The sequence below is a fragment of the Corallococcus sp. bb12-1 genome (assembly GCF_026626765.1).
GTDB lineage: Bacteria > Myxococcota > Myxococcia > Myxococcales > Myxococcaceae > Corallococcus > Corallococcus terminator.
Window position 1 is genome coordinate 594,789 of sequence record NZ_JAPNJZ010000007.1, and the last position, 22,515, is coordinate 617,303.

Annotated in this window: 15 protein-coding genes; 7 read left to right on the forward strand and 8 right to left on the reverse strand. The window is 69.9% G+C overall.

Going from position 1 to position 22,515, the window contains the following annotated elements:
- On the reverse strand, positions 1-2,265 hold the full coding sequence (gene tssI / locus OV208_RS13040) for a type VI secretion system tip protein VgrG (protein WP_267574151.1): 2,265 nt from the start codon (positions 2,263-2,265) through the stop codon (positions 1-3).
- 252 nt (positions 2,266-2,517) lie between these two features.
- Here tssI and OV208_RS13045 point away from each other — a divergent pair, with 252 nt between their 5' ends.
- A complete protein-coding gene (locus tag OV208_RS13045; RefSeq protein WP_267574152.1) occupies positions 2,518-4,356 on the forward strand; it encodes an OmpA family protein in 1,839 nt (612 codons plus the stop codon).
- Positions 4,353-9,659, forward strand: coding sequence for an adventurous gliding motility protein AgmC (agmC, locus tag OV208_RS13050; protein WP_267574153.1), 5,307 nt, complete (start codon positions 4,353-4,355; stop codon positions 9,657-9,659). Before OV208_RS13045 ends, agmC begins: the two co-directional genes overlap by 4 nt.
- Positions 9,660-9,692: 33 nt before the next feature.
- Here agmC and OV208_RS13055 read toward each other — a convergent pair whose 3' ends face one another.
- A complete protein-coding gene (locus OV208_RS13055) occupies positions 9,693-11,441 on the reverse strand; it encodes a serine/threonine-protein kinase (RefSeq protein WP_267574154.1) in 1,749 nt (582 codons plus the stop codon).
- 171 nt (positions 11,442-11,612) lie between these two features.
- Here OV208_RS13055 and OV208_RS13060 point away from each other — a divergent pair, with 171 nt between their 5' ends.
- The 3 genes from OV208_RS13060 to OV208_RS13070 are packed head-to-tail and all read left to right on the forward strand — an operon-like array spanning position 11,613 to position 13,199.
- The gene (locus OV208_RS13060) at positions 11,613-12,350 is read left to right on the forward strand and encodes a hypothetical protein (RefSeq protein ID WP_267574155.1); all 738 of its coding nucleotides are present in this window, start codon (positions 11,613-11,615) and stop codon (positions 12,348-12,350) included.
- A gap of 2 nt (positions 12,351-12,352) precedes the next feature.
- On the forward strand, positions 12,353-12,724 hold the full coding sequence (locus OV208_RS13065) for a hypothetical protein (protein WP_267574156.1): 372 nt from the start codon (positions 12,353-12,355) through the stop codon (positions 12,722-12,724).
- 16 nt (positions 12,725-12,740) lie between these two features.
- Positions 12,741-13,199, forward strand: a complete 459-nt coding sequence (locus tag OV208_RS13070) for a GNAT family N-acetyltransferase (RefSeq protein WP_267574157.1) — start codon at positions 12,741-12,743, stop codon at positions 13,197-13,199.
- 14 nt (positions 13,200-13,213) lie between these two features.
- On the opposite strand, the gene OV208_RS13075 is transcribed toward OV208_RS13070, so the two are convergent.
- From OV208_RS13075 to OV208_RS13085, 3 genes are all read right to left on the reverse strand, one after another.
- Positions 13,214-13,612: a VOC family protein gene (locus OV208_RS13075; RefSeq protein ID WP_267574158.1), complete on the reverse strand. Its 399-nt coding sequence runs from the start codon at positions 13,610-13,612 to the stop codon at positions 13,214-13,216.
- A gap of 152 nt (positions 13,613-13,764) precedes the next feature.
- Positions 13,765-15,135: an FAD-binding oxidoreductase gene (locus OV208_RS13080; protein ID WP_267574159.1), complete on the reverse strand. Its 1,371-nt coding sequence runs from the start codon at positions 15,133-15,135 to the stop codon at positions 13,765-13,767.
- Between the two features lie 120 nt (positions 15,136-15,255).
- Entirely contained in the window at positions 15,256-15,558 is a 303-nt protein-coding gene (locus tag OV208_RS13085; protein ID WP_267574160.1) for a dienelactone hydrolase family protein, read from the reverse strand.
- A 92-nt stretch (positions 15,559-15,650) separates the two neighbouring features.
- On the opposite strand from OV208_RS13085, the gene OV208_RS13090 reads away from it, so the two are divergent.
- Positions 15,651-16,343: a response regulator transcription factor gene (locus tag OV208_RS13090; RefSeq protein WP_267574161.1), complete on the forward strand. Its 693-nt coding sequence runs from the start codon at positions 15,651-15,653 to the stop codon at positions 16,341-16,343.
- On the forward strand, positions 16,340-17,731 hold the full coding sequence (locus OV208_RS13095; RefSeq protein WP_267574162.1) for a sensor histidine kinase: 1,392 nt from the start codon (positions 16,340-16,342) through the stop codon (positions 17,729-17,731). The genes OV208_RS13090 and OV208_RS13095 overlap by 4 nt, the downstream gene beginning before the upstream one ends.
- A 3-nt stretch (positions 17,732-17,734) precedes the next feature.
- On the opposite strand, the gene OV208_RS13100 is transcribed toward OV208_RS13095, so the two are convergent.
- The 3 genes from OV208_RS13100 to OV208_RS13110 are packed head-to-tail and all read right to left on the reverse strand — an operon-like array spanning position 17,735 to position 22,484.
- The gene (locus tag OV208_RS13100; protein WP_267574163.1) at positions 17,735-19,363 is read right to left on the reverse strand and encodes an ABC transporter substrate-binding protein; all 1,629 of its coding nucleotides are present in this window, start codon (positions 19,361-19,363) and stop codon (positions 17,735-17,737) included.
- A gap of 11 nt (positions 19,364-19,374) precedes the next feature.
- On the reverse strand, positions 19,375-20,502 hold the full coding sequence (locus OV208_RS13105) for an SCO family protein (protein WP_267574164.1): 1,128 nt from the start codon (positions 20,500-20,502) through the stop codon (positions 19,375-19,377).
- Positions 20,499-22,484: a YncE family protein gene (locus tag OV208_RS13110; protein ID WP_267574165.1), complete on the reverse strand. Its 1,986-nt coding sequence runs from the start codon at positions 22,482-22,484 to the stop codon at positions 20,499-20,501. Before OV208_RS13110 ends, OV208_RS13105 begins: the two co-directional genes overlap by 4 nt.
- Positions 22,485-22,515 lie beyond the last annotated feature (31 nt).

Consider the following 22,515-nt stretch of genomic DNA (forward strand, 5'->3'; position numbering starts at 1 on the left):
CTAGTTCTCGGAGATCTTCGAGCCCTTGATGATCACGTCGCCGCTCGCGGTGACTTCAATCTTCGCGCCCTTGATGACCACGTCGCCGTTCTTCTTCACCTGGAGGGTGGCGGACCCGACCTTCAAGGTGAATTGCTCCTGGGCCACCAGGGCGATCTCCTTGGCGGAGAGCGTGTAGGCATCCTTGACGGCGTGGTTGAGCTTGCCGCCCACGCTCAACAGCAGATCTTTCTCCACCTTGAGGGTGCGGGACTTCTGCACCTCTTCGGACAAGTCACCGCCGACCTGGAGGCTGCGTGAGCCTTTGACGGTCTCGGACTTCTTGGCGCCAACGACTTCCACCTTGGCGCCGCCGACCTGTTCGGACTTGAGGCCGCCCACCAGCTCGTTGAAGGCCGCGCCCACGGTGACGGCGAGCGCGCCGCCCACGTTGAGCATCTTTCCCAGCCCCACCGTCTCCGCGGAGGCCAGGGTGACGGACACGCTCTGGCTTCCGCTCACCGCCACCGACTGGTCGCCTGTCACAGCCTCGCTGTGGTTGCCCATCACGGTCGTGGAGCGGTTGCCCGTCACCGCCAGGGACTGGTTGCCGCCCACCACGGAGTCGTCGTTCTTCTTCACCTCGAGCGACTGGTTGCCTTCGATGGTGCGGCTGCGGTCCTTCTTGACGAGGAGCGTTTCGTTGCCGCCCACGAGCTGCGTCTTGTCGTTCTCGACGACGATGTTGAGGTCCTTCTGGGCATGGAAGTAGACCTCCTCGGAGCCCGCGGCGTCCTCGAATCGCAGCTCGTTGAAGCCGTCGCCACCGGGGCTGGAGCTGGAGCGCAGCGTGCTCTTCGTCTTCTCCGCGGGCAGGTCGATGGGCGGCGGGTTCTGCCCGTTGTAGACGCTGCCGGTGATGATGGGCCGGTCCGGATCCCCCTCCAGGAATTCGACGACGACCTCCTGGCCGATGCGCGGCAGGTACAGGGCGCCCCAGCCGGGGCCCGCCCACGCCTGGCTCACGCGGATCCAGCAGGAGCTCTTGTCGTCGCTCTTGCCCTCGCGGTCCCAGTGGAACTGGACCTTGATGCGGCCGTGCTCGTCGGTGTGGATCTCTTCGCCAGAGGGGCCCACGACGATGGCCGTCTGCGCGCCCGGGATGACGGGGCGGGGCGTGCTGCGCAGCGGCCGGAAGGGCACCGTGGCGGGCTGGCAGAGGAACTCGTTGAGGTAGCCCTCCTTCGCGCCCAGCGAGGCCTGCTCCGCGACCAGGGCCTCGATCTGGTGGCCGGTGTGCTTCACGGAGAGGGGCAGGTACTTGCGGTTGAGGGCGCTGTCCGGGTGTTCGGCCAGCTCGAAGGTGTGGCCCGCGCAGATGCGCCGGCTGTAGCTGGCGCCGGACACGGTCTCCACCCGCGCGCGCAGCTCCTCCAGGCGGATCTTCGCGAGCGCCTTGCCCGCGCCGGCATCCTCGTAGAGGCCCGGGTAGTCGTAGATCTCCAGGGCGGACTCGCCGTCGTCGGCGGAGGTGGTGGCGCCCAGGTCCTGCGCGGGGCGGGTGAAGTTGAAGTCCCGCATCGCCACCGCGCCGGGCTGGACCTCCAGCTTCGCGGAGAGCGAGTGGATGAACTCCTTCTGCGCGACCATCCGGGACCGCTCGCGGAAGACGAGCTTGGGGTCTCCCATCATGGCCGGATTGGCGGATGCGGCGTCGCCGAGCACCATCGTGTGCGCGTCCTCGCCGTGCTCGAAGAGGTAGAAGATGCCTTCCTCCTCCAGGAGCCGGGAGACGAAGGCGAGGTCGGATTCGCGGTACTGCACGCAGTAGTCGCGCTTGCGGTAGGTGCTGGAGAGCGCCAGCCGGTGCTCCACCTGTCCCTGTTCGAGCACCTTGTGCACGATCTGCGGGACGGTCAGCTCCTGGAAGATGCGGCTGCGGCGGGTGTGCCGGAGCGTCCACAGGCGGGGCACCACCGTCACCCGGTAGCGCCGGCGCTGGGGCCCGGTGCCTTCGTCCCGGCGGTCGATGCGGGCGACGACGCCATGGAAGAAGCGGGCGGTGCCATCCCCCAACTGCACGGTGAGCCGCGCGTCCTTGCCGAGCAGGGCCGTATCGTCCAGCTCCACGTCTGGCTTCGGCGTCAGGGAGACTTCAACGGAGTAGGGCTGTGACAGCGTCTCATCCGCTTCGAAGCCCAGGACGCTGAGATCGTCCGCGGTGTGCGGCCCGAGCTGGAAGTCGAATTCCGTCTGGTTCGCCAGCAGCGCAGCATTCGCGATCATTGTCTCTCCCGCGCCATGGAAGCCCCCGGGCTCACCAGACGCCTGCGATGAAAGCAGGGGTGATCGCCTGCCAAATTAGAAACACGTGGCGGCCCGGGTCCGCAAGTGCTTGCGGGCGCGAAAAAAGCATTTCTTCACGAAGGGTCCTGGTTGGTTCGCGTCCTGGTGTAGTGTTGGACGCGGGCGGGGGGCCATGGATCACAGTGCGAATGGATTCGGGCGGCCCCGCCAGGAATTCCCTCCGGGAGCGCGATGAAACGAAGGATCCTCCTGTGCCGGCTGCACGTGCTGTCCCTGATCCTGCTCTCCGCCACCACCTTCGCCCAGACGCCGCTGCCCGGCATTGAGCTGGAGAGGCTGGAGCTGAACCCTGGCGCCGAGGGTTCACTCGTTGTGAGTCTGGGACAGCTTCTGCCGTCGGGCCACTATCGAGCCACCGTGGCGATGCAGTACGCGCACGATCCCCTGCTCTTTGAACGGGATGGTGAGTCTTTCCGGATTGTCGGGAGTCGGGCGACCACGCATCTGGCTGTAGCGTATTCCGTTACAGATTGGCTTCAGTTCGGCCTTCAGCTTCCGGTGGTCGCGTTCCAGAGCGGCTCGGATCTGACGGGTGAGAACATCACGCGGCCCGCGAGCTTCGCGTTGGGGACGCCGTCGGCCAGCGCCCGGGTGGGGATCCTCACGCAAGACAATGAAGGGGGCGTGGATCTGGCATTGGAGATGGGGGTGGGGCTTCCTATCGGCAGTCGGGAGGGGCTCACGCGGGACGGTGCGCTGCGGCTGGCGCCCCGGCTGATGGTGGGGCGGCACTTCGGCTTCCTGCGCGGAGGGTTGGAGGTCGGCTTCCTGAGCCGGCCGCAACAGGCGCTCACGCAGCGGCCGGGAATCCTGGTGGATGAGGTGGGCAACGAGCTGCGCATCGGCGCGGCGCTCGCGACCACGGGGCGGCGGCTGCGCTGGGAGCTGAACGTGCGGGGCATGGTGCCGCTGACGGCGCAGCCCGGGGCGGTGGAGCTGTTGCCGGGGGCGCGCTATCTGGTGAAGCCGACCTTCGAATTGTTCGCGCTCGCGGGCATGGGCGTGGGCAGCGCGCCGGGCACGCCGCTCTTCCGGTTGATGGTGGGTGGGGCCTTTGGCGACGTGACGCCGGAGCGCGGGCCGGGTGAGTCCTCGGTCAACTGCGAGCCGGGGCTGGCGCACACCATTGAAGAGTGCCCGGAGATGGACGAGGACCACGATGGGGTGCGCAACGGCCTGGACCGGTGTCCGCTGGTGCCCGGCACGCTGGAGCGCAACGGCTGCGAGAAGATGGACACGGACTCCGACGGTCTGGAGGACGCGCTGGACATGTGCCCCGTGGAGCCCGGTCCGGCTTCTGCCCAGGGCTGCCCGCTGCGCGACACGGACAAGGACGGCACGGAGGACGACTCGGACACGTGTCCGAACGAAGCGGGTCCGCCAGAGAACCAGGGCTGCCCGGTGCGCGACGCGGACAAGGACGGCATCGACAACGACAAGGACGCGTGTCCGAACGAGGCGGGTCCCATCGAGCGCGACGGCTGCCCGGAGACGGACACGGACAAGGACGGGGTGCCGAACCGCATCGACAGCTGCGCCAACGAGGCCGGGCCGTACGACAACCTGGGCTGCCCGCAGCACATCTACCCGCTGGTGGTGCTGCACGCGACGCGGCTGGAGACGCGCGGGAGGGTCTACTTCGAGCCCGCGCAGACGCGCGTCAGCTCGCGCTCCTTCGCGGTGCTGGACTGGGTGGCGCAGGTCATCCTGGAGCACCCCGAGTTTCCGCTGATCGCGGTGGGAGCGCACACCGACGACCGTGGGCTCCCGGAGGCGAACCGCCAGCTGTCGCAGGGACGGGCAGCGGCGGTGCGCCAGTACCTGATTGGCAAGAAGGTCCCGCCCGAGCGCCTCGCGGCCTACGGGTACGGACAGGATCGCCCCATCGACAGCAACCTGACCTCCGTCGGCCGGGAGAACAACCGCCGCGTGGAGTTCGTGATCGTCGACCCTCAGGCGGAGAAGCCTGCGGGCCCGACGCGTGAGTCCGGCTCCGGAGTGACCCGATGATGAAGCCTTCGATCCTCAAGGCGTTGATGGCTGGCGTGGTGCTGGTCGGGACCGCGGTGCTGGCCACGCCGGACCTGTTCTTCCTGGGCACGGGCGGCAGTCACTACTCCGCCCGGAGTCCGGACACCGTCATCAATGACTATGCGCAGGTGACGAAGCCCGTGGCCTCGGGCGCGTCACGGGTCGCGGTCCAGTCCACGCGGGGCTTCGCGGCGGGCGATCTGGTGTTGGTGATCCAGATGCAGGGCCTGGGGGCCGCGCAGGAGGGGAGCGATCCCTTCTTCATCGAGCTTTCCGACGGGCCGGTGGGCACGTGGGAGCTGGCGCGGGTCGAGCGCGTGGGCTCCGGCACGGAGGCGGCGTTGGAGTTGAGGGCGCCGCTGGTCCACGCCTACGCGGAGGCCGTCACCCAGGTGGTCCGGGTCCCGGAGTACGAAGACGTCATCATTCCCAGGGGCACGGGGCTGGTGGCTCGGGAGTGGGATGGGAGTACCGGTGGTGTCCTCGCGTTCATGGCGCGGGGGACGGTGACGAACCACGGCGTGATCGACGCGAGCGGCAAGGGCTTCCGAGGCGGCGTGTTCGTTTCCGGGGGCTTCGGGGCGACGGACTGCTCCTCGCTGGAGTGGTCATCAACGGGGTTGGGGCCGTGGCAGGGCGAGGGTGTGGATCCGCTCCGTTACGGTGACTTCGACCTGGGGTGGATTCCTCCCGCGAACGGCGGTGGCGGTGGTGGGTGCCGTCAGTCGGGTGGTGGCGGCGGTGGGCTGGGTGGCCTGGGCGGACGGGGCGGCCCTTCGCAGGCGGGGCGTGTGGGTGGGCTTGGCGGCAGTGAGCTGCTCACCCCTCCGGTGTTGTCCGAGCGGTTGTTGCTGGGCGGCGGCGGCGGTAGTGGCACCCATGAGGGCGGACGGGGTGGCGGCATTGTCTTCATCCGGGGCCGTGAGCTGAGCGGGACGGGGGCCATCCAGGTTTCGGGTCGCGCGGCGCAGCCTGGCGCGGTGGGCGCTGGCGCGGGTGGTGGCGCGGGCGGAACCATCGTCGCGCGGTTCACGGGAGCTGCGGTGTGCGGGGTGCTCGATGCGAGCGGTGGGGCGGGCGGTGCTTCCGGTTCGAGCCAGACGGGACCGGGTGGCGGTGGTGGCGGTGGTCGTGTGTTCTTCCAGGCGGGCTCGCTGTCCGGATGTTCGCCGGGTGTCGAAGCGGGAAGGGCGGGGACGCTGCCGGATGGAAGCGCTTCGCTGGCGACCGAGACGGGCGGGACGGGCCAGCAACAGGTGGTTCACGGCCTCTTGACCCATGCGAAGGCCATGGATGACGCGGAACAGGGGCGGGTGTCTCGTTCGGGGCAGGGGACCGAGCTCGATAACACCCTGGCTCCTCCCGCGAGTCCGGTCGTGACGCAGCCCGCGGCAGCCGCCTTTGTCAACACGACCACGCCCCTTCTCCAGGGCACCGCGGAAGCCAATGCCACGGTGCGAATCACCCGGGGGGGCAACACGGTGGGCTCGGTGACAGCCAGCGCCCAGGGAAGCTGGAGCCTGGTTCCCGCAACCTCGCTACCGGAAGGCGCCATCACCTTGCGTTTCGTGGCGAGCGTGGGCCCGGACGACAGCGACCCGACCGACCGCATGTTCACGGTGGACACGGTGGCGCCGGACACGACCATCGCGACGGGCCCGGCACCGTACGTGACAGGGACGGCCGCGAGCTTCACGTTCACCTCCACGGAAGCGGGGGGAACGTTCGAATGCCTGCGCGATGCCGAGGCGCAATTCTCACCCTGCACGGCTTCTCAGACGTTCACTGGCCTGAGCGCCGGACCTCACGTCCTCTATGTGCGTGCGAAGGACAGGGCGGGGAACGTGGATCCGACCCCCGCCGTGCATCGCTGGGAGGTGGACACGCTGGCTCCAGCGGCGCCCGTGATCAGCACGCCGCTCGCCAATGCCTATGTGCCCACCCAGATGCCGACGATCACCGGAACAGCGGAGGCGGGCAGCAAGGTGATCATCCTGCGCACCGTCCCGACGGCTGGGACCGTGGGAACGGTGAACGAGGTGCCGGCGGACGGTAACTGGAGCCTGACCGTCGCGACCGTGCTCAACGAAGCGACCCTCTACACGGTGAAGGCGACGGCGACGGACAAGGCCGGGAACACGGGCCCGGAATCGGCGACCCGCTCGTTCACGGTGGACACGGTGGCGCCGGACACGACCATCGCGACGGGCCCGGCACCGTACGTGACAGGGACGACCGCGAGCTTCACATTCACCTCCACGGAAGCGGGGGTGACGTATGAATGCCTGCGCGACGCCGAGACCCAGTTCACGTCGTGCTCTGCGTCACCGACCTTCACCGGCACCACCACCGGAGCGCATGTCCTCTACGTGCGTGCGAGGGACAGGGCGGGGAACGTGGATCCGGTTCCCGCCGTGCATCGCTGGGAAGTGGACGCGACGGCTCCGGCGGCGCCCGTGCTGGTCTCCCCGCTCAACAATGCCTATGTGCCCACCCAGATGCCGATGATCACCGGAACAGCGGAGGCGGGCAGCAAGGTGATCATCCTGCGCACCGTCCCGACGGCTGGGACCGTGGGAACGGTGAACGAGGTGCCGGCGGACGGTAACTGGAGCCTGACCGTCGCGACCGTGCTCAACGAAGCGACCCTCTACACGGTGAAGGCGACGGCGACGGACAAGGCCGGGAACACGGGCCCGGAATCGGCGACCCGCTCGTTCACGGTGGACACGGTGGCGCCGGACACGACCATCGCGACGGGCCCGGCACCGTACGTGACAGGGACGACCGCGAGCTTCACGTTCACCTCCACGGAAGCGGGGGTGACGTATGAATGCCTGCGCGACGCCGAGACCCAGTTCACGTCGTGCTCTGCGTCACCGACCTTCACCGGCACCACCACCGGAGCGCATGTCCTCTACGTGCGTGCGAGGGACAGGGCGGGGAACGTGGATCCGATTCCCGCCGTGCATCGCTGGGAAGTGGACGCGACGGCTCCGGCGGCGCCCGTGCTGGTCTCCCCGCTCAACAATGCCTATGTGAACACCCAACTGCCGACGATCACCGGAACGGCCGAGGCGGGCAGCAAGGTGACGGTCGTCCGGACCGCACCGACGAGTGGGATCCTGGGGACGGTGGCGGAGGTGCCCGCGGACGGCAAGTGGAGCCTGACGGTCGCGACCGCACTCACTGAACTGCTCCCCTACACGGTGAAGGCGACGGCGACGGACAAGGCCGGGAACACGGGCCCGGATTCGGCGACCCGCTCGTTCACGGTGGACGTCACGGACCCTCAAACAATTTGGATCTCCGGTCCTTCAGGTCCGCAGCAGGCGGATACCGCCACCTTCAACGTCAGCTCGGATGAAGCAGGCGACCCGGTGAAGCCCTACGAGTGCAGTCTCGACAACGCACCGTTTGTGTCTTGCCCAGCCGAGTACACGGTGACAGGCCTTGGTGGCGGAAGTCACACGATGCAGATCCGGGCCTGGGATCGCGCGGGGAACCATGACCACAGTCCACTGCTCTTCTCATGGATCGTGGACTCGGCGTTGCCGGAGACGTTGATCACCCTGAGCCCGGCGAAGGTGACGAAGGTGCCTGTTGGTACGTTCGAGTTCTCGTCCAACAAGCTCGGTGCTGTCTTTGATTGCAGCGTCGACCCTGTGTCGACCACCAACCCGCCCTACAATTCCTGCTCCACTCCGTTCACGACGAACAGCCTGAATGATGGCCCGCACAAGATCGTGGTCCGAGCACGCGACACCGCTGGCAACGAGGATCCAACCCCGGCCATCTACGAATGGCGGGTGGACGGTACCGCGCCGGAGACGACCATCCTGAAGGGGCCGACCGAGACCTCGGGTGGAACGACCAACAGCGTGAGCGCGCAGTTCACCTTCAGTTCGACGGAGCCGGGCGTGTTCCTCTGCCGGTTGGACGACGCTCCAGCGGGTTTCACCACCTGTGGCAGCGGTCAGGTCTGGTCGGGGCTGTCATCGGAACCCCACAAGTTCGAGGTGAAGGCCGTGGATGACGCGGGCAATGATGACACCTCTCCCGCTGTCTGGCTCTGGGACATCAACCTCAATCTCCCGGACACCGTCATCACTGAGCAGCCCGGGTCGTTGATCAACACGCTGAGCGCCACCTTCAGCTTCAGTGTGACGGACCCCTTGGCCTTTCCCGATGTCACCTTCCTGTGCAGTCTCAACGACAGCACCTTCGTGACCTGTGCGTCGCCCTACACCGTGACCGTCATCGGCAATGGTGAGCAACGGTTCAAGGTCAAGGCGCGCGATGTGCTGAACAAGGAGGATCCCGATCCCGCCGTGGCCCAGTGGAAGGTGGACACGCAACGCCCCACGCCGCGTCTCCTCACGCAACCCGCGCCGTTGGTGAATGTCTCGCTGGGGCAGTTCACCTTCGATGCCGTTGATGAACTCAACGCCGTGGAGGTCGGAGGCCGCTTCGAGTGCAGCCTGGACGAGGAGGCCTTCGTGGGATGCAACAGTCCCATCGCACGCGACTTCGCGGATGGGCCTCACTCCCTCCAGATCCGCGCCTGGGACGCCGCTGAAAACATGGACGCAAGTCCCGTCACCTATGCCTGGAGGGTGGATACGATGGCTCCTCCGGCCCCCTCGCTGACGGCCCCGGCCCCCGATGCGCTGGTCGCGACGGCCGCCCCGACCCTGGAGGGCAGCGGTGAGCCCGGCAGCAGCGTGTTCGTGACCCTGGATGACGTCCCGGTCGGTACGGCGACCGTGAACGATGCGGGGCGCTGGAGTCTTACCCTGGGGCTGACGATGGCGGAGGGAGCGCGGAAGATCTCGGTCCGTGCGAAGGACCCGGCGGGCAACGAGGGCGCGACCTCCGAGGACTTCCTCTTCACCGTGGACACCCAGGCTCCGGAGACCTCCATTGTCGCGGGGCCCGAGGGCCGCGTCCGGCAGACCCTGGCGACGTTCCAGTTCTCTTCGACGGAGGAGGGCGTGACGTTCGAGTGCAGCCTGGACAACGCGGAGTTCACGCAGTGCTCAGCGGAGCTCACCTTCGATGTGCTGGAGGGCGGCCACTCCCTCCAGGTGCGCGCTAGGGACCGTGCCGGCAACGTCGACCCTTCACCTGAAACCCGCGCCTGGCGCCTGTCCCTGGGCTCCGACACGCGGACCCTGGGCGGTGGCTTGAGCTGCTCGTCCTCGGGTGGGGGCGTGCCGTTCGGAATGCTGGCGGGCCTCGTGGGCCTGGCGCTGATGGCGGTCAGGCGACGCCGGGGCTGAGCAGTCCTTGCCGCAGCAAGCCCTGTCCGGGGCTCAACGAGCCCCGGACGTGGCGTCGGTTGCCCGGCGGCGGAGCAGCTCCGTTGCCCGGGCCCGGACGCTGGCCATGGGGTTGGTGCGCGCGGCCTCTTCCAGGGCGGGCACCGAGGCCTCGCCCAACTCCGTGCGGATGAAGTCCTGGCAGGTGCGGTGGAACCGGTCGCTGACGAGGCAGCGGATGGCGTTCTGGATGAGGACGGGGGCGTTGCGGTACGCGGCGTCGTTGCGCAGCGCCGCCCGGTAGGCCGCCACGCCATCCACCCAGCGGAGGTTGTCGAAGTTGACGTTGCCCTCCAGGTAGCGGACGTAGGCGCTCGCCGGATGTTTCACGGCCAGCTTCTTCAGCGCCGCCAGGGCCGCGTCCCTCCGCTGCGCCTGGATCAACCGCTGGGCTTCCTCGATGCCCGGAAGGGGCTCCACGACAGGCTCCCAGACGCGGGCCTCCGGCCGGGGAGGTTCGTCCTTCGGGACAACGGGTGCCGGGCGCTCCGCCCGCTCCGCCGACGCGGGCGAAGGTCCCGTGGACGTCGACCAGATCGCCCACCCTCCGAGGCTGGCCCCCACCAGGGCGAGCACCGCCGCGCCCCCCATCAACGTCCTTCGCGAGCGACCCCGGGAGACCGGGGGCGGGACGTGGACGGAGCGAGCAGGGGCTTCGGCGGCGGCCTGGGGCTCCTGGGTGGCCACGGCTTCAGCCGAAGCCACCGGCGTTGGCGCCTGGACCCGGACTTCGGCCGGAAGGTCCGTCGGCGTCACGCGGGGGCGTACCCGGCCGTTCCGGGTCGCGAGCGCTTCCTGCCTGGGACGGGCGGGTGTGTGGGCGGCCGGGAGGGGCAGCGTCGGTGCGTCGCCGGCCGAAGGCACCGCGTAGGTCATCGCTGGACCCGGCCCGGCCCCGTCGAGCGCGGCCAGGAACTCCGTCGCGGATTGGAAGCGCTCCGCCGGTGACTTCGCCATCGCCTTCGCGAGCGCCGCTTCGAGTTCCGCGCGGAAGCCGGCTTCGGGGGCCACGGCGCGCAGCAGCGGCGGCGTCACCTCGCGGTGCATGCGCAAGAGCTCCGCGTTGCCTGTCGCGGAGAAGGGCTTCTTGCCGGTGAGCAACTCAAAGAGCAACACGCCCGCTGCGTAGAGGTCCGTGGGGGGACCCACCGGCTCGCCATGAATCTGCTCCGGAGCCATGTATGCCGGTGTCCCGAGCATCATCCCGGAGGTGATACCCGTCACCTCGTCGCGCAGCTTGGCGAGCCCGAAGTCGAGGATGCGCACCTGCTCCCCGAGCCCGACCGCGTGCGTGACGATGATGTTCTCGGGCTTGATGTCCCGGTGGATGATGCCCTGCTCGTGTGCGTGGGCCAGGCCCGCGAGCACCTGCCGCAGGGCGCCGAGGGCCCGGGGCAATGGCAGCGGGCCCTCGCGCAGCAGCCCACGCAGCGTGTCTCCGGTGACGAAGTCCATCACCATGTACGGCGACTCCTCATCCACGCCGAAGTCCATCACCGACACGCAGCACGGATGGGTGAGGCGGCTCATCGCGCGCGCCTCCACCTGGAACCGCTTGCGGAAATCCTCCTCCCGCGCCGCCCAGGCGTGGAGGAACTTGATGGCGACGGACTTGCCCACCTCCAGCCGCTCGCCCCGGTAGACAATGCCCATGCCCCCCGCCGCGAGTCGCTCGATGATGCGGTAGCGCCCTTGCAACACCGAGCCGATGCGTGGATCCGAAGCGGAAGTGGGCTCGTTCATGGCGCGCGCACGATAACAAGGTGCCTGGAAAGTGGGGTCTGAAGGGGGCGGCCCGGGTCGAGTTCGAGGCCGCCGCGCCGACGGCGCCCGAAATCCGCCCACCCGCATGTGGCCGAATCCGTGCGGCCGGGGTCAGAGGGGGGAAGCCTTCGCTTCAGGGAGGACTCCACCATGTCACCACTGCCCCTGGCCGGCCTGTCCGCTGTGCTGCTGCTGGTCACCGCCGGTGTCGCGGAGGCGAAGCCGTGGAAGCACGCGGGCATGCATCCGCGCACCGGAAAGCCCGCGGACGGCCTGTGCCACATCGAGACGATGCACGTGCACACCGCCGCGCCGCTGCACGGTGAGACGCTCTACCGCACGCGCGATGACGTCCACGTCTTCATCGGGGACCCGACGCCCTTCGGCTACGAGGGGCCCCGGCACGCCTACTATGGCCACCACCCGGTGGTCCTCAACGTGTACATCCAGGTCGACGTGGACGTGGTCGAGTACTGCTACCACGACGGGCCGCACTACCACGCCTACGCGCCACCGCCGCGCCAGGAGTTCGTGGACCGGGAGGACGTCCACTACTACGCGGGCGAATACCCCGACGAATACAAGCGCGACAGCCCGAGGCGCGGACGCGTCAACACGGTCTACCGCGGCTGGGAAGTCCCGCGTCCGGTGGTGACGGTGGCCCCGCCGCCCCAGTACCACGGCCCCATCCTCCAGGTCGGGCTGAACCTGCCGGTGCCCCGGGTCGAGGTGCGAATCGGCGCGCCGCCGCCGCCACCGCGCGAGCGGGAGGTGGTCATCATCCGCGAGGAGCACGTCGTGCACGAGCATCACGACGACGACCACCACGACCACGGCAAGCACCACGGCAAACACGACAAGCACAAGAAGTCCAAGGGACGGCACTGACCATGCGGCGCACGCTCCTTCCGCTGATGGCCCTGCTGCTCGCGGGGTGCTCCCGCGACGTGGACGACATCCTCGCTGCATGGAAGGCGGAGGGTGAGGCCCCCTCCGGCTTCACCGACGTCGGCGAGAAGTTGCCAGGTGGCAAGTGCAAGGCCGGCAAGGTGAACGGTCTGGAGGCCACCCTGTGTTCCTTCGACAGCGCGGCGAAGGCCGACCAGGCCCAGGAGCCCGCGTGGGGGCTCGTCGGTGACGCCGTGGGGTCCGCGGTCGTGTCGGGCAAGTGGGTGCTCGTCATCGCCGATCCTCGCGCGGAGGACCCCAGCGGACGGCGCATCAACTCGCTGGTGAAGGTCTACCAGGACAAGACTCGCTAGGGCAGGCTCGGGGACCATGGTCCCCACCACCTTCCGCATCGCTACGTCCACGGATCTGCCCGTCATCCTCGCGCTGCTCGCGGATGACGCCATCGCCCGCTCGCGCACCGGCTACCTTGAGGAGCCCGTGCCCGCCGTGCGCGCGGCCTTCGATGAGATCGCCGCCGACCCGAACAACGAGCTCATCGTCGGCGTGCGCGAGGGTGAAGTCATCGCCACCCTCCAGCTCACGTACATCCCGGGCCTGAGCCGGGGCGGGATGCGGCGGGCGCTGGTGGAGGCCGTGCGCGTGCGCTCGGACCTGCGGGGACAGCGCATCGGGGAGCTGTTGATGCAGGACGCGATGGAGCGCGCCCGGGCTCGCGGCTGTGGACTGATGCAGCTCACCACCGACAAACGCCGCCTCGAGGCCCATCGCTTCTATGCGCGGCTGGGCTTCGAGGCGAGCCATGAAGGCATGAAGCGCTCGCTCTGATGCGAACGCCGGGCCTACTTGATGGCGGCGGGATCCATCCAGAAGAGCTCCCACTGGTGGCCGTCCGGGTCCTCGAAGCTGCGCTGGTACATGAAGCCCTGGTCCATGCTCTTCAGCTCCTTGGCGCCCGCCGCGAGGGCCTTCTGCATCTGGGCGTCGACGGCGGCCCGGCTCTCCGCGGTGAGCGCGATGATGGCCTCGGTCACCTTCGTGGCGTCCGCGACCTCCTTCGTGGTGAAGGTCTTGAAGAAGTCCCTCACCAGCAACATCGCGTAGATGTCCTCGGAGATGATCATGCAGGTGGCGTTCGCGTCGGTGAACTGGGGGTTGAACGTGTAGCCCAGCTTCGTGAAGAAACCGACCGCACGGTCGAGCGACTGGACGGGCAGGTTGATGAAGATCTTGGTGGCCATGGTGGGTCTCCGTCGAAAGGGATGGAACGTCGTCTTCATCCACACGACGAACCTGTGTTCGCGAGATCGACACGCCATTTATTTTCCCGCTGCTCGCCCTCAAACCCCTGGAATCACAGCGGGATTCACCGGCCCCCGGTGGAATTCCCCGCTCACACCAGCTTGCCCGGGTTGAGGATGCCCAGGGGGTCGAGGGCGCCCTTGAGGGTGCGGTGCAGGTGCAGCGTCTCCGGACCCAACTGGGCGGGCAGGAAGCCGCGCTTGAGTGAACCCACGCCATGCTCGCCGGTGATGGTGCCTCCCAGGTCCAGCGCCGCGTGCAGGATGTCGTCGAACGCCTGCTTCGCCCGCGTCATCGCGTCCAGGTCGCCGCGGTCGAAGACGACGGTGGGGTGCATGTTCCCGTCGCCCGCGTGACCGAAGGTCCCGATGAGGACCCCATGCTGCTCCGCGATGCGCTCCACCGCCGCGAGCAGCTCCGGAATGCGGGAGATGGGCACGCCCACGTCGTCCAGCAGCGTCGCGCCCTGCTGCTCCAACGCTGGGAAGGCGAACCGCCGCGCGCCCATGAGCAGCTCGCCCTCGGCCTCGTCGGTGGTGTTCATCACGAAGGTGGCCCCGGCCCGCTCGCAGGCCGCCGCCATCCATCCAATCTCCTCCTCGCCCTGCGCGCCTCCCGCGTCGGAGCGCGCGAGCAGCAGGGCCGCGGCCCCGACATCCAGGCCCATGGGCTTCCAGGACTCGACGGCGCGCACGGTGGTGCGGTCCATCAGCTCCAGCAGCGACGGCCGGGTCGTCCCCATGATGTCGGAGACGGCCGTGCCCGCTCCCACGAGCGTGGGGAACGTGGCCAGGAGCGTGGTCGCCTTCGGCGGCCGAGGGCGCAGCCGCAGCGTGGCCTCCGTGATGATGCCCAGTGTTCCTTCCGAGCCGACGAAGAGCCGCGTGAGGTCATAGCCCGCCACGTTCTTCACCGTGCGTCCGCCGGTGCGCACGACGGAGCCGTCCGCGAGCACCACCTCCAGCCCCAGCACCGCGTCCCCCGTCACGCCGTACTTCACGCAGCACAGGCCGCCCGCGTTGGTCGCCAGGTTGCCTCCGATGGTGGAGAACTCCCAGCTCGCGGGATCCGGCGCGTACCAGAGCCCCTGGTCCGCGGCGGCGGCCTTCACCGCGGCGTTGAGCGCGCCGGGTTGGACGACGGCCAGCATGCCGCGCCGGTCCACCTCCAGCACCCGGTTCATCCTCAGGAGGGACAGGACGATGCAGCCCTCGCTCGCGTTCGCCCCGCCCGACAGGCCAGAGCCCGCGCCCCGGGCCACCACCGGCACGCGGAGCACGCGGGCCACGTCGAGCACGGCGCGGACCTCGGAGGTCGACGCGGGCCGCACGAGCACGGACGGCATCCCCGAAGGCGCCCACTCCGCCTGGTCGTTCCGGTGCGCCTGGAGCACGTCCGGGTCGGTGACGAGCGACTCCGCCGGCAACACCTTCGAAAGCGCCTGCACCACGTCGTCCGTCACGAAGGACCTCCCGGATCCGGGGACTGAACGCCGGGCAGGACACCCCTCATCCCGCGCCCGGCCCCGCAGGCCCCAGCTTGCCTCAGGCCCGCGACTTCCGCTGGGCCCCGAGGCGCCAACTCATGTGCCCGGAGTCGTGTCACCCAGGACCTGCGCCAGGAAGGTCCGCAGCGCGGCCTCCGCTCGCCGGGCGGCGACGGGGTGGTAGAGGATGCCGGCCTGGGGATTGTTCGCGCCCTCGAAGGTGAAGGCGTGCATCGCGTGGCCGTAGGCCTGGAGCTGCCAGTCCGCGCCCGCATCCGTCAGCTCTCGCGCGATGGCGAGCACCGCGTCGGGCCGGGCGTGGATCCTCCCAGCCTTCGCACGGAGCCCTGATGGGAGGCAGCCGGCCTGCGCAGGGGGCGCCTGGTCGTGCCGCCGCATGCAGGGGCCGCGCTGGCCCTGACGCGGTGGGCCGTGAAACACTCCCCTCGCTGCGGATCCCCATGGCACGGTTCAAGGATGCGGTGCGGCGGATGAGACTCCTTCTCGTCGAGGACGAAGCGAAGATGGTGGCCCTGCTCCAGCGCGGTCTGGAGGAGGAGGGGCATACCGTGGAGGTGTGCACGCGCGGCAGCGAGGCGCTGGCGCTGGGCGCTCCCGAGGACTACGAGGTCATCGTCCTCGATTGGTCCCTGCCGGACATGGATGGCATGACGTTGCTGCGCGGCTGGCGGGACGCGAGCGTGCGCACCCCGGTCTTGATGCTGACGGCGCGGGGCACCACCGCGGACAAGGTGATGGGGCTGCGCTCGGGCGCGGACGACTACCTGGTGAAGCCCTTCGACTTCGAGGAGCTGCTGGCCCGCCTGGAGGTACTGCGTCGCCGGAGCGAGGTGAAGGACGGCGTGGTGCGCCTGGGCGACCTGGTGCTGGAGCCGGGGCGCCGGGTGCTGCGCGTCGGCTCACGCGAGGAGTCACTCACCGCGCGTGAGTTCGCGCTCTTCAGCGCGCTGGCCCGCCACCCCGGCGAGCCGCAGGTGCGCGCGCGGTTGATGGAACAGACGTGGGGGCCGGACTTCGATGGCAGCGCCAACGTGCTGGACGTGTACGTGGGCTATCTGCGCACGAAGCTGGAGCGGCTGGCCGCCGCGCACGTGACCCTCCGCTCCGTGCGTGGCGTGGGCTACAAGCTGGTGGTGGGCCTCCCTGGAGGGCGCGCGGCGTGAAGCTGACGCGCCGCCTGTGGTTGCACGGGGCGCTGGTGCCCGCGCTGGCCACGCTGGGCGCCCTGGTCGTGGCGGGACAGCTCTTCCGGGTGGATCTGGAGCGCGCGTTGGACCACGCCCTGCTGGCCCAGGCGGCGGTGGAGAGCGTGAGCCTCTTCGACGGGCCGGGGCAGAAGGTGCACCTGCACATGGCCGTCTCGCCCCTGGTGGAGCAGGTGCGTCCCTTCGCGCCGCAGGGCTATCTGTATCAAGCGGATGGACGGCTGGTGATGCGCTATCCGCCGGTGCCCGAAGGCGCCCCCGAGGAACCGCCCCGCGTGCCCGACAGCCGCGACGGCAAGCCGGTCCTCGTCACCGAGGTGTCCGCCGACGGCAACCGCTGGCGCGAGGTGATGGTGAACGTGCGCTCGCCGCAGGGGGAGCGGTACGGGCTGCGGCTGCTGGCGTCGCTCGGGCAGGTGGACCGGTCGGTGGAGTCGTACTTCCGGCTGGCGTTCTCGATGGCGGCGGTGATGGGGGTGGTGCTGCTGGGCGTGCAGACCACGCTGGCGCGACGGATGGCGCGGCGGCTGGAGGCCATCACCCTCAACCTGGGGCGGCTGCGCGAAGGCGACCTTGTGTCCCCCACGCAGGTGGATCCGGGGAAGGATGAAATCGGTCAGCTCAGCTCCGCGCTCGCGGAGGCCACGGCGCGGGTGCGCGGCGCGCGCGAGGCACAGGAGCGGCTGGTCGCGGACGCGGCGCACGAGCTGCGCACGCCGCTGGCCCTCATGCGCACCACCATGGACCTGGCGCTGCGGCGCGAGCGGAGTCCGGAGGAGCTGCGCGCTTCACTCCGGGAGGCGCGAGCGGAGGTGGACCGGCTGGCGGTGCTGGCGGGCAGCCTGCTGGACATGGCCTCGGCGCGACGCGGCTCGTGGGATCGCAAGAAGGGCGACCTGCGGGAGGTGCTGGCCCAGGCGGTGGAAGGGGCCCGCGCGGAAGCCGAGCGCCGGGGGATGCTCGTCCACCTGGAAGCCCCGGCGCGGACGGAGGCCTGGTTCGACGCGGGGAGCGTGCGACAGGCGGTGGACAACCTGCTGAGCAACGCCCTCAAGTTCTCACCCGCGGGAGGGGAGATCCACGTGCGGTTGACGATGGAGGGGGGACGCAACCGGGTGGCTGTCACCGACACCGGTCCGGGCATTCCCGCCACGGAGCGTGAGGCGGTGTTCGAACCGTTCCATCGCGTGGCGGACGCGGAGGGCCAGCCCGGCGCGGGCCTGGGGCTGGCCATCGTCCGGGAGGTCGCGGTGCGCCATGGCGGCCGGGCCTACGTGGACCTGACGGAGGGCCGAGGCGCCCGGGTGGTGCTGGAGCTTCCCTCCGTGCCGCGCGCGGAAGGGTGAGGCTCAGGGAGACAGCGCAATCCAATCCGACACGGCCACGAGCCGACCCGTGACGGGGTCCACCCGTGCGAGCTGCGCGCCCTGGACACCCACCCGGCGGTTGATGCCGAAGCTGACGGGCGGGGAGACCCTCGTGTCGAAGTCGCGCAGGGCCTCCAGTTGCTGTTGCAGGCCCGCGCGCGTGAGGTCCGCGCCTGCTCGGGTGACGGCCTCCACGAACACCCGGGCGGCGGCGTAGGCCCCCAGTTGGAACGCGGGATGCCCTGGCTTCAAGCCGTGTCGCTCCATGAACGCGGCCACGTCTTCCAGGGCGGGCGCGCGTTCGCCCAGTCCGCCGGGAAAGAGGAAGGTGACGGGCCCCTCCGCGACGCCCGGCAGGCGCGGATCCGCGAGCGCGGCGGGGGCGAACACGGGGAGCTTCGGGGCCTGGGCCTCCAGGGCCTTCATCAGGGCGCTCAGGCCCTCCGGCGTGCCGGTGTACAGCACGGCGAATGGAGGCGAGGCGGAGGCCCGCTCCAGCGCCGCCGCCACGTCTTGTGCCGAACCCCAGTCCAGCGGTACGGCCAGCTCCCGTCGGTGGGCTTCCGCGCGCACCGCGTCCCGCCACGCGCGGCCCGGCGCGTCGTCCGGGTGCACGACGGCGAGCGGCCGTCGCCGCAACGGCGACTCGGACGTGGAGGCCAGGTGCTGCACCACGAGTCGGGCCAGGGACGCGGCCTCCGGGTAGAGGAAGAAGATGGGACCCTCGTCGGGGAGGGCGCCTGGCTCCATCGGCAGGGGGAGCACCAGCGGCACGCCGTCGCGGATCAACAGCGCATCGGAGTCCAGTCGCGCCGGACGCAGGCTGGCCACGAATGCGAAGACGTCCCGGTCGAGCAGGCGCGTGGTGGCATCCGCTCTTCCCATGGGGGAAGGGGCCGCGGCCGCCAGCGTTGCCTTGTCATCGCCCACCGTGGACGCCGGATACAGCGCCGCATCGTCCTCCACCACCAGCTCCAGCCTGCGCCGGAAGACGCCTCCACTGGCGTTCACGTCCGCGAAGACCGCGCGCACCACCGCCGCCGCCTCCTGTCCCACCGGGCCCAGGCGTCCGCTCAGCGGGAGCGCCGCGCCCACCGTGATCGTGGTGCTGGTGAGGCCGGGCTCCGTCGCCACCCCCAGCTCCTGGAGGTAGGCGAGCAGCACGTCGGCGTCACCTTCCGCGAGCGCGTAGCGGGGCATGGCCACGCCCAGCAAGCGATCGCTGGCGGACACGCCTTCCGTGATGGCCCGCAGCAGCGTGGCGCGCGTGTACGCGGGACGCGAACGATCCTCCGTGTCCCCCAACCCCCGCGCCCGCGCATGGCCGAGCGAACCCGGCGTGATGTCTGGCACCTCCACGCCGCCCTCGCGACTGCCGCGCCCGGAGGGCCCGTGACACCGGGCACACGCGGCGACCGCTCCACCCAGCTCCACCCGCTCCGGCCCCAGGAAACCCGTGAGGGCCTGGCCCTTCGCGTCCTGTCCCTGCTGGAAGAGCCTGCGCCCGTGCTTCACCGCCGCCGGGTCCACGGCCCGGGGCGGCTCTTCACGCTTGCATCCCGGCAGCAGCAACAGCGCCACCAGGCCGACCTGCACGCTCCACCCCCTCATGCCGCGCCCCCTCACTTCGGATCGTTCAGGTGTTCCACCGCGGCGACGATGTTGTCGGTCATCGCCATCACGGGAGATTTCACCCACATGCCCGTGGCCGAATCGCCGATGAGCAGGGTGGTGTTGTGCTCGTCCGGCTTCTCCGTGTAGCCGCCGAGCTTCTTGAGCACGAGGGAGATGTTCTCCCGGGAGCCGGTGAGGAAGTACCACCCCGGCTGCGCGCCGAACTTCTTCGCGAACTTCGCCAGGCTCTTCGGCGTGTCATTGGTGGGGTCCACGGACAGCGTCAGCATGTGCACGTCCTTGCCCATGCGGGACGCCAGCCGCTTCTGCACCTCCGACAGGTGCTGGGTGATGGGCGAACACGCCCCCTTGCACGAGGTGAAGGCGAAGTTGATCAACACCGTCCGACCGCGCACCAGATCCTCGTAGAACCGGTGCGTCTTGCCGTGCTGGTCCACCAGCTCCGTGTTGGTGAAGTACTTCGCCGCTGCGGCGTCCTGCGCGGCGGTGCCGTTCAAGGCTGAAAGCTCGGACGGCGCGGCGGAAGCGTCCCGGGCTTCACGCAGGGCCTCCAGGATGCGCGAGGGATTGCCCAGCCCATCCACCCGCGTCCACGTGTTCGTGAGCGCGTTGCCCACGAGGACGAGCGGCCGGTGAGATTCCTTGTCGGGCACGTAGCCGCCCAGCGCCACCAGGGCCTCCTTCACCTTCGCGGGTTCTCCGGTGAGGAAGGACCAGTCGGGCCCAGGCTGGAACGGTTCGGCGAACCTGGCCAGCCGCTCCGGGGAGTCGTTGTTCACGTCCAGCGTGATGGAGATGAACTTCACGTTGGAGCGCGGCCCCAGGTCCTTGCGCACGCGCGCGAGCGTGGCCGTCATCGGCGTGCAGATGGTCTTGCAGCGCGTGAAGATGAAGTTGATGGCCACCGTCTGGCCGCGCACCAGGTCCGTCCACAGCTTCACCTTGCGGCCGTGCTGATCCACCAGCTCCACGTCCGGCACCTTCACGTCCAGGGACGCGCCAGAAGGAGCGGGCGCGCCAGGCAGCGGCACGCGCACTTCGTCCTCGGCGTGGGCGAGCGGCGCGCACGTCAGCGCCAGGGCGAACAGGGCCTGCTTCCAGTTCGGGGTCATCATGGGGACGTCTCGGAGGTGAGGGCGGCGGCGAGCGGTTGCGACACGCCAAGGGTGGAGGTGGGCAGACGGCCCAGGTCGAGCCCCCGGCCCTCCACGCCCACCACGAACTTGTATTGGCCCGGGGACGGCGGAGCGAAGTCGACCTCGAAGAGCCCGTCGGAGACGCGCCGGGGCTCCGTGCGCACCTGCCAGGTGCCCGGCGTCTTGAACAGGAGCACGCGGATCTCCTCGGGGGCCACCGGGGCCTGTCCGTTCCCGGCCGTGGGCTCCAGGCGGAAGCGCAGGGGCACCGTCTGTCCCGGCGCGTACGTGCGCTTCGCGTCGAACTCCGGCGTCAGCTTCAACGGCAGGGTCCGGGCCAGGGACGCATCCTCGGGTACGCCGCCCACCTTCCATTCCAGGCACGTCACCACGCGCGGATTGTCCAGCAGCACCTGGACGTCGTAGGTGCCGTTCTCGCGCACGCTGCCCCGGGCGGAGAAGACGCCGGGCTCCACCTCGCGCAGCGACCGGTCCAACACCAGCACCGCGCGAGGCTCGCGGCCGTAGTTCAGGTGCGTGCCGCGCGGGGCCATCATGCCCTCCTGGTAGAGGAACAGCGCCCGGTCCGCGTTGCCCGCGGCGATGACGCCATTGCCCTCCGGCAGCGGCGCGATGGGATCCGACATGCCCAGCTCCCGCGCCTCCGTGGCGGGGCGCTGCCCCATGGTGATTTGCACCACCGCGGGCCGGCCCGCGCCCTCCAGCGTCTTCAGCTCCACCAGCGACACGCGGCTGTCGGTGGTGTTGCGGACGTAGGCGAAGGCGTCCGTGAACACGACAGCGTCCGGCGCGGAGAAGCCGGTGAGCGTATGGGCCACCTGCCCACGCGCCGCGTCCAGGATGTCCACCGTGCCGGCGTCCTTGTGGACGAGGAAGGCCCAGCGGCCGGTGTTGTCGAAGCGCAGCGCATCCAGTCCACCCTGCACGGGGATGCGGCGCGACACCTCGCGGCGGGCGGTGTCCACCACCACCACCTCGTGCGTGCCGGGCCGGGCGACGAAGAGGGCCCGCGCCACCTCGCTCCAGGCAAGGCCCGTGGCGCCCGCACCCACGTCCACGCGGCCCAGCACCTCGCTGGTGGCCACGTCCAGGGCGGTGAGGGTGGAGGCCTCCCGGGTGGAGACCCACGCGGTGCGCCCGCTGTCGGAGAAGGCGAACGCATGCGGCCCTGTCCCCACCTCCACCGGCTCGCGCACCGCGTGCGAGGGGGTGTCGATGATGCTCACCGTGCCGTCGCCATCATTGCTCACCCACGCGGTGAGCCCATCCGGGGAGAGGGCGATGCGTCCCGGCTGCCGGCCCACGCGCAGGGGACGCGTCACGAGGAACCGCTCGGTGTCCACGACGGACACCGTGTCCATCACCGGCACCGTCACGTACACCGCCGACCGGTCCGGCAGCAGCGCCCAGTCCGCCGCGCCACCGCCCACCGACACCAGGTGTTGCAGCTTGGTGCGGTCGAAGGCGATCTGCGGGTTGATGACGGAGATCGTCTGATCGTGATTGAGCGTGAGGAACCAGTAGGCGTTGAAGTCCACGTCCGCGCGGGCGGACATCAAGCCGCCCAGGTATGTCTTCACCTGCTGGCGGCACGCGGCCTCGTCCGGCGCGGGCTCACCCTGGGGACGCAATCGCATCCACGCCAGGGGACGGCGCCCGGCCAGCGGTTCTCCCGTGCGGGCATCGGTGAGGGTGAGGCGGGAGGTGGCCTGGAGGGAGGAGCCCCGCTCGGCCTCCCGGGGCCGGGGGGCCAGCGCCAGGCTGAACGCGAGCGACACCCCTTCGCGCGTCACCTTCACCGGCGGCGACGCGGCAGGCGCGGGAATGGGAGGCGGTGGCACCACCGCGGTGGACGCGCGCGGGAAGAGCGCGTGCGCACCCACGGCGAGGAGGCCCGCGGACAGCAGACCGGCGGAGGCGAGGAACAGGGGCTTGCGCATGAAGACGGCTCGGAACGGCGGTGGGCAGGGA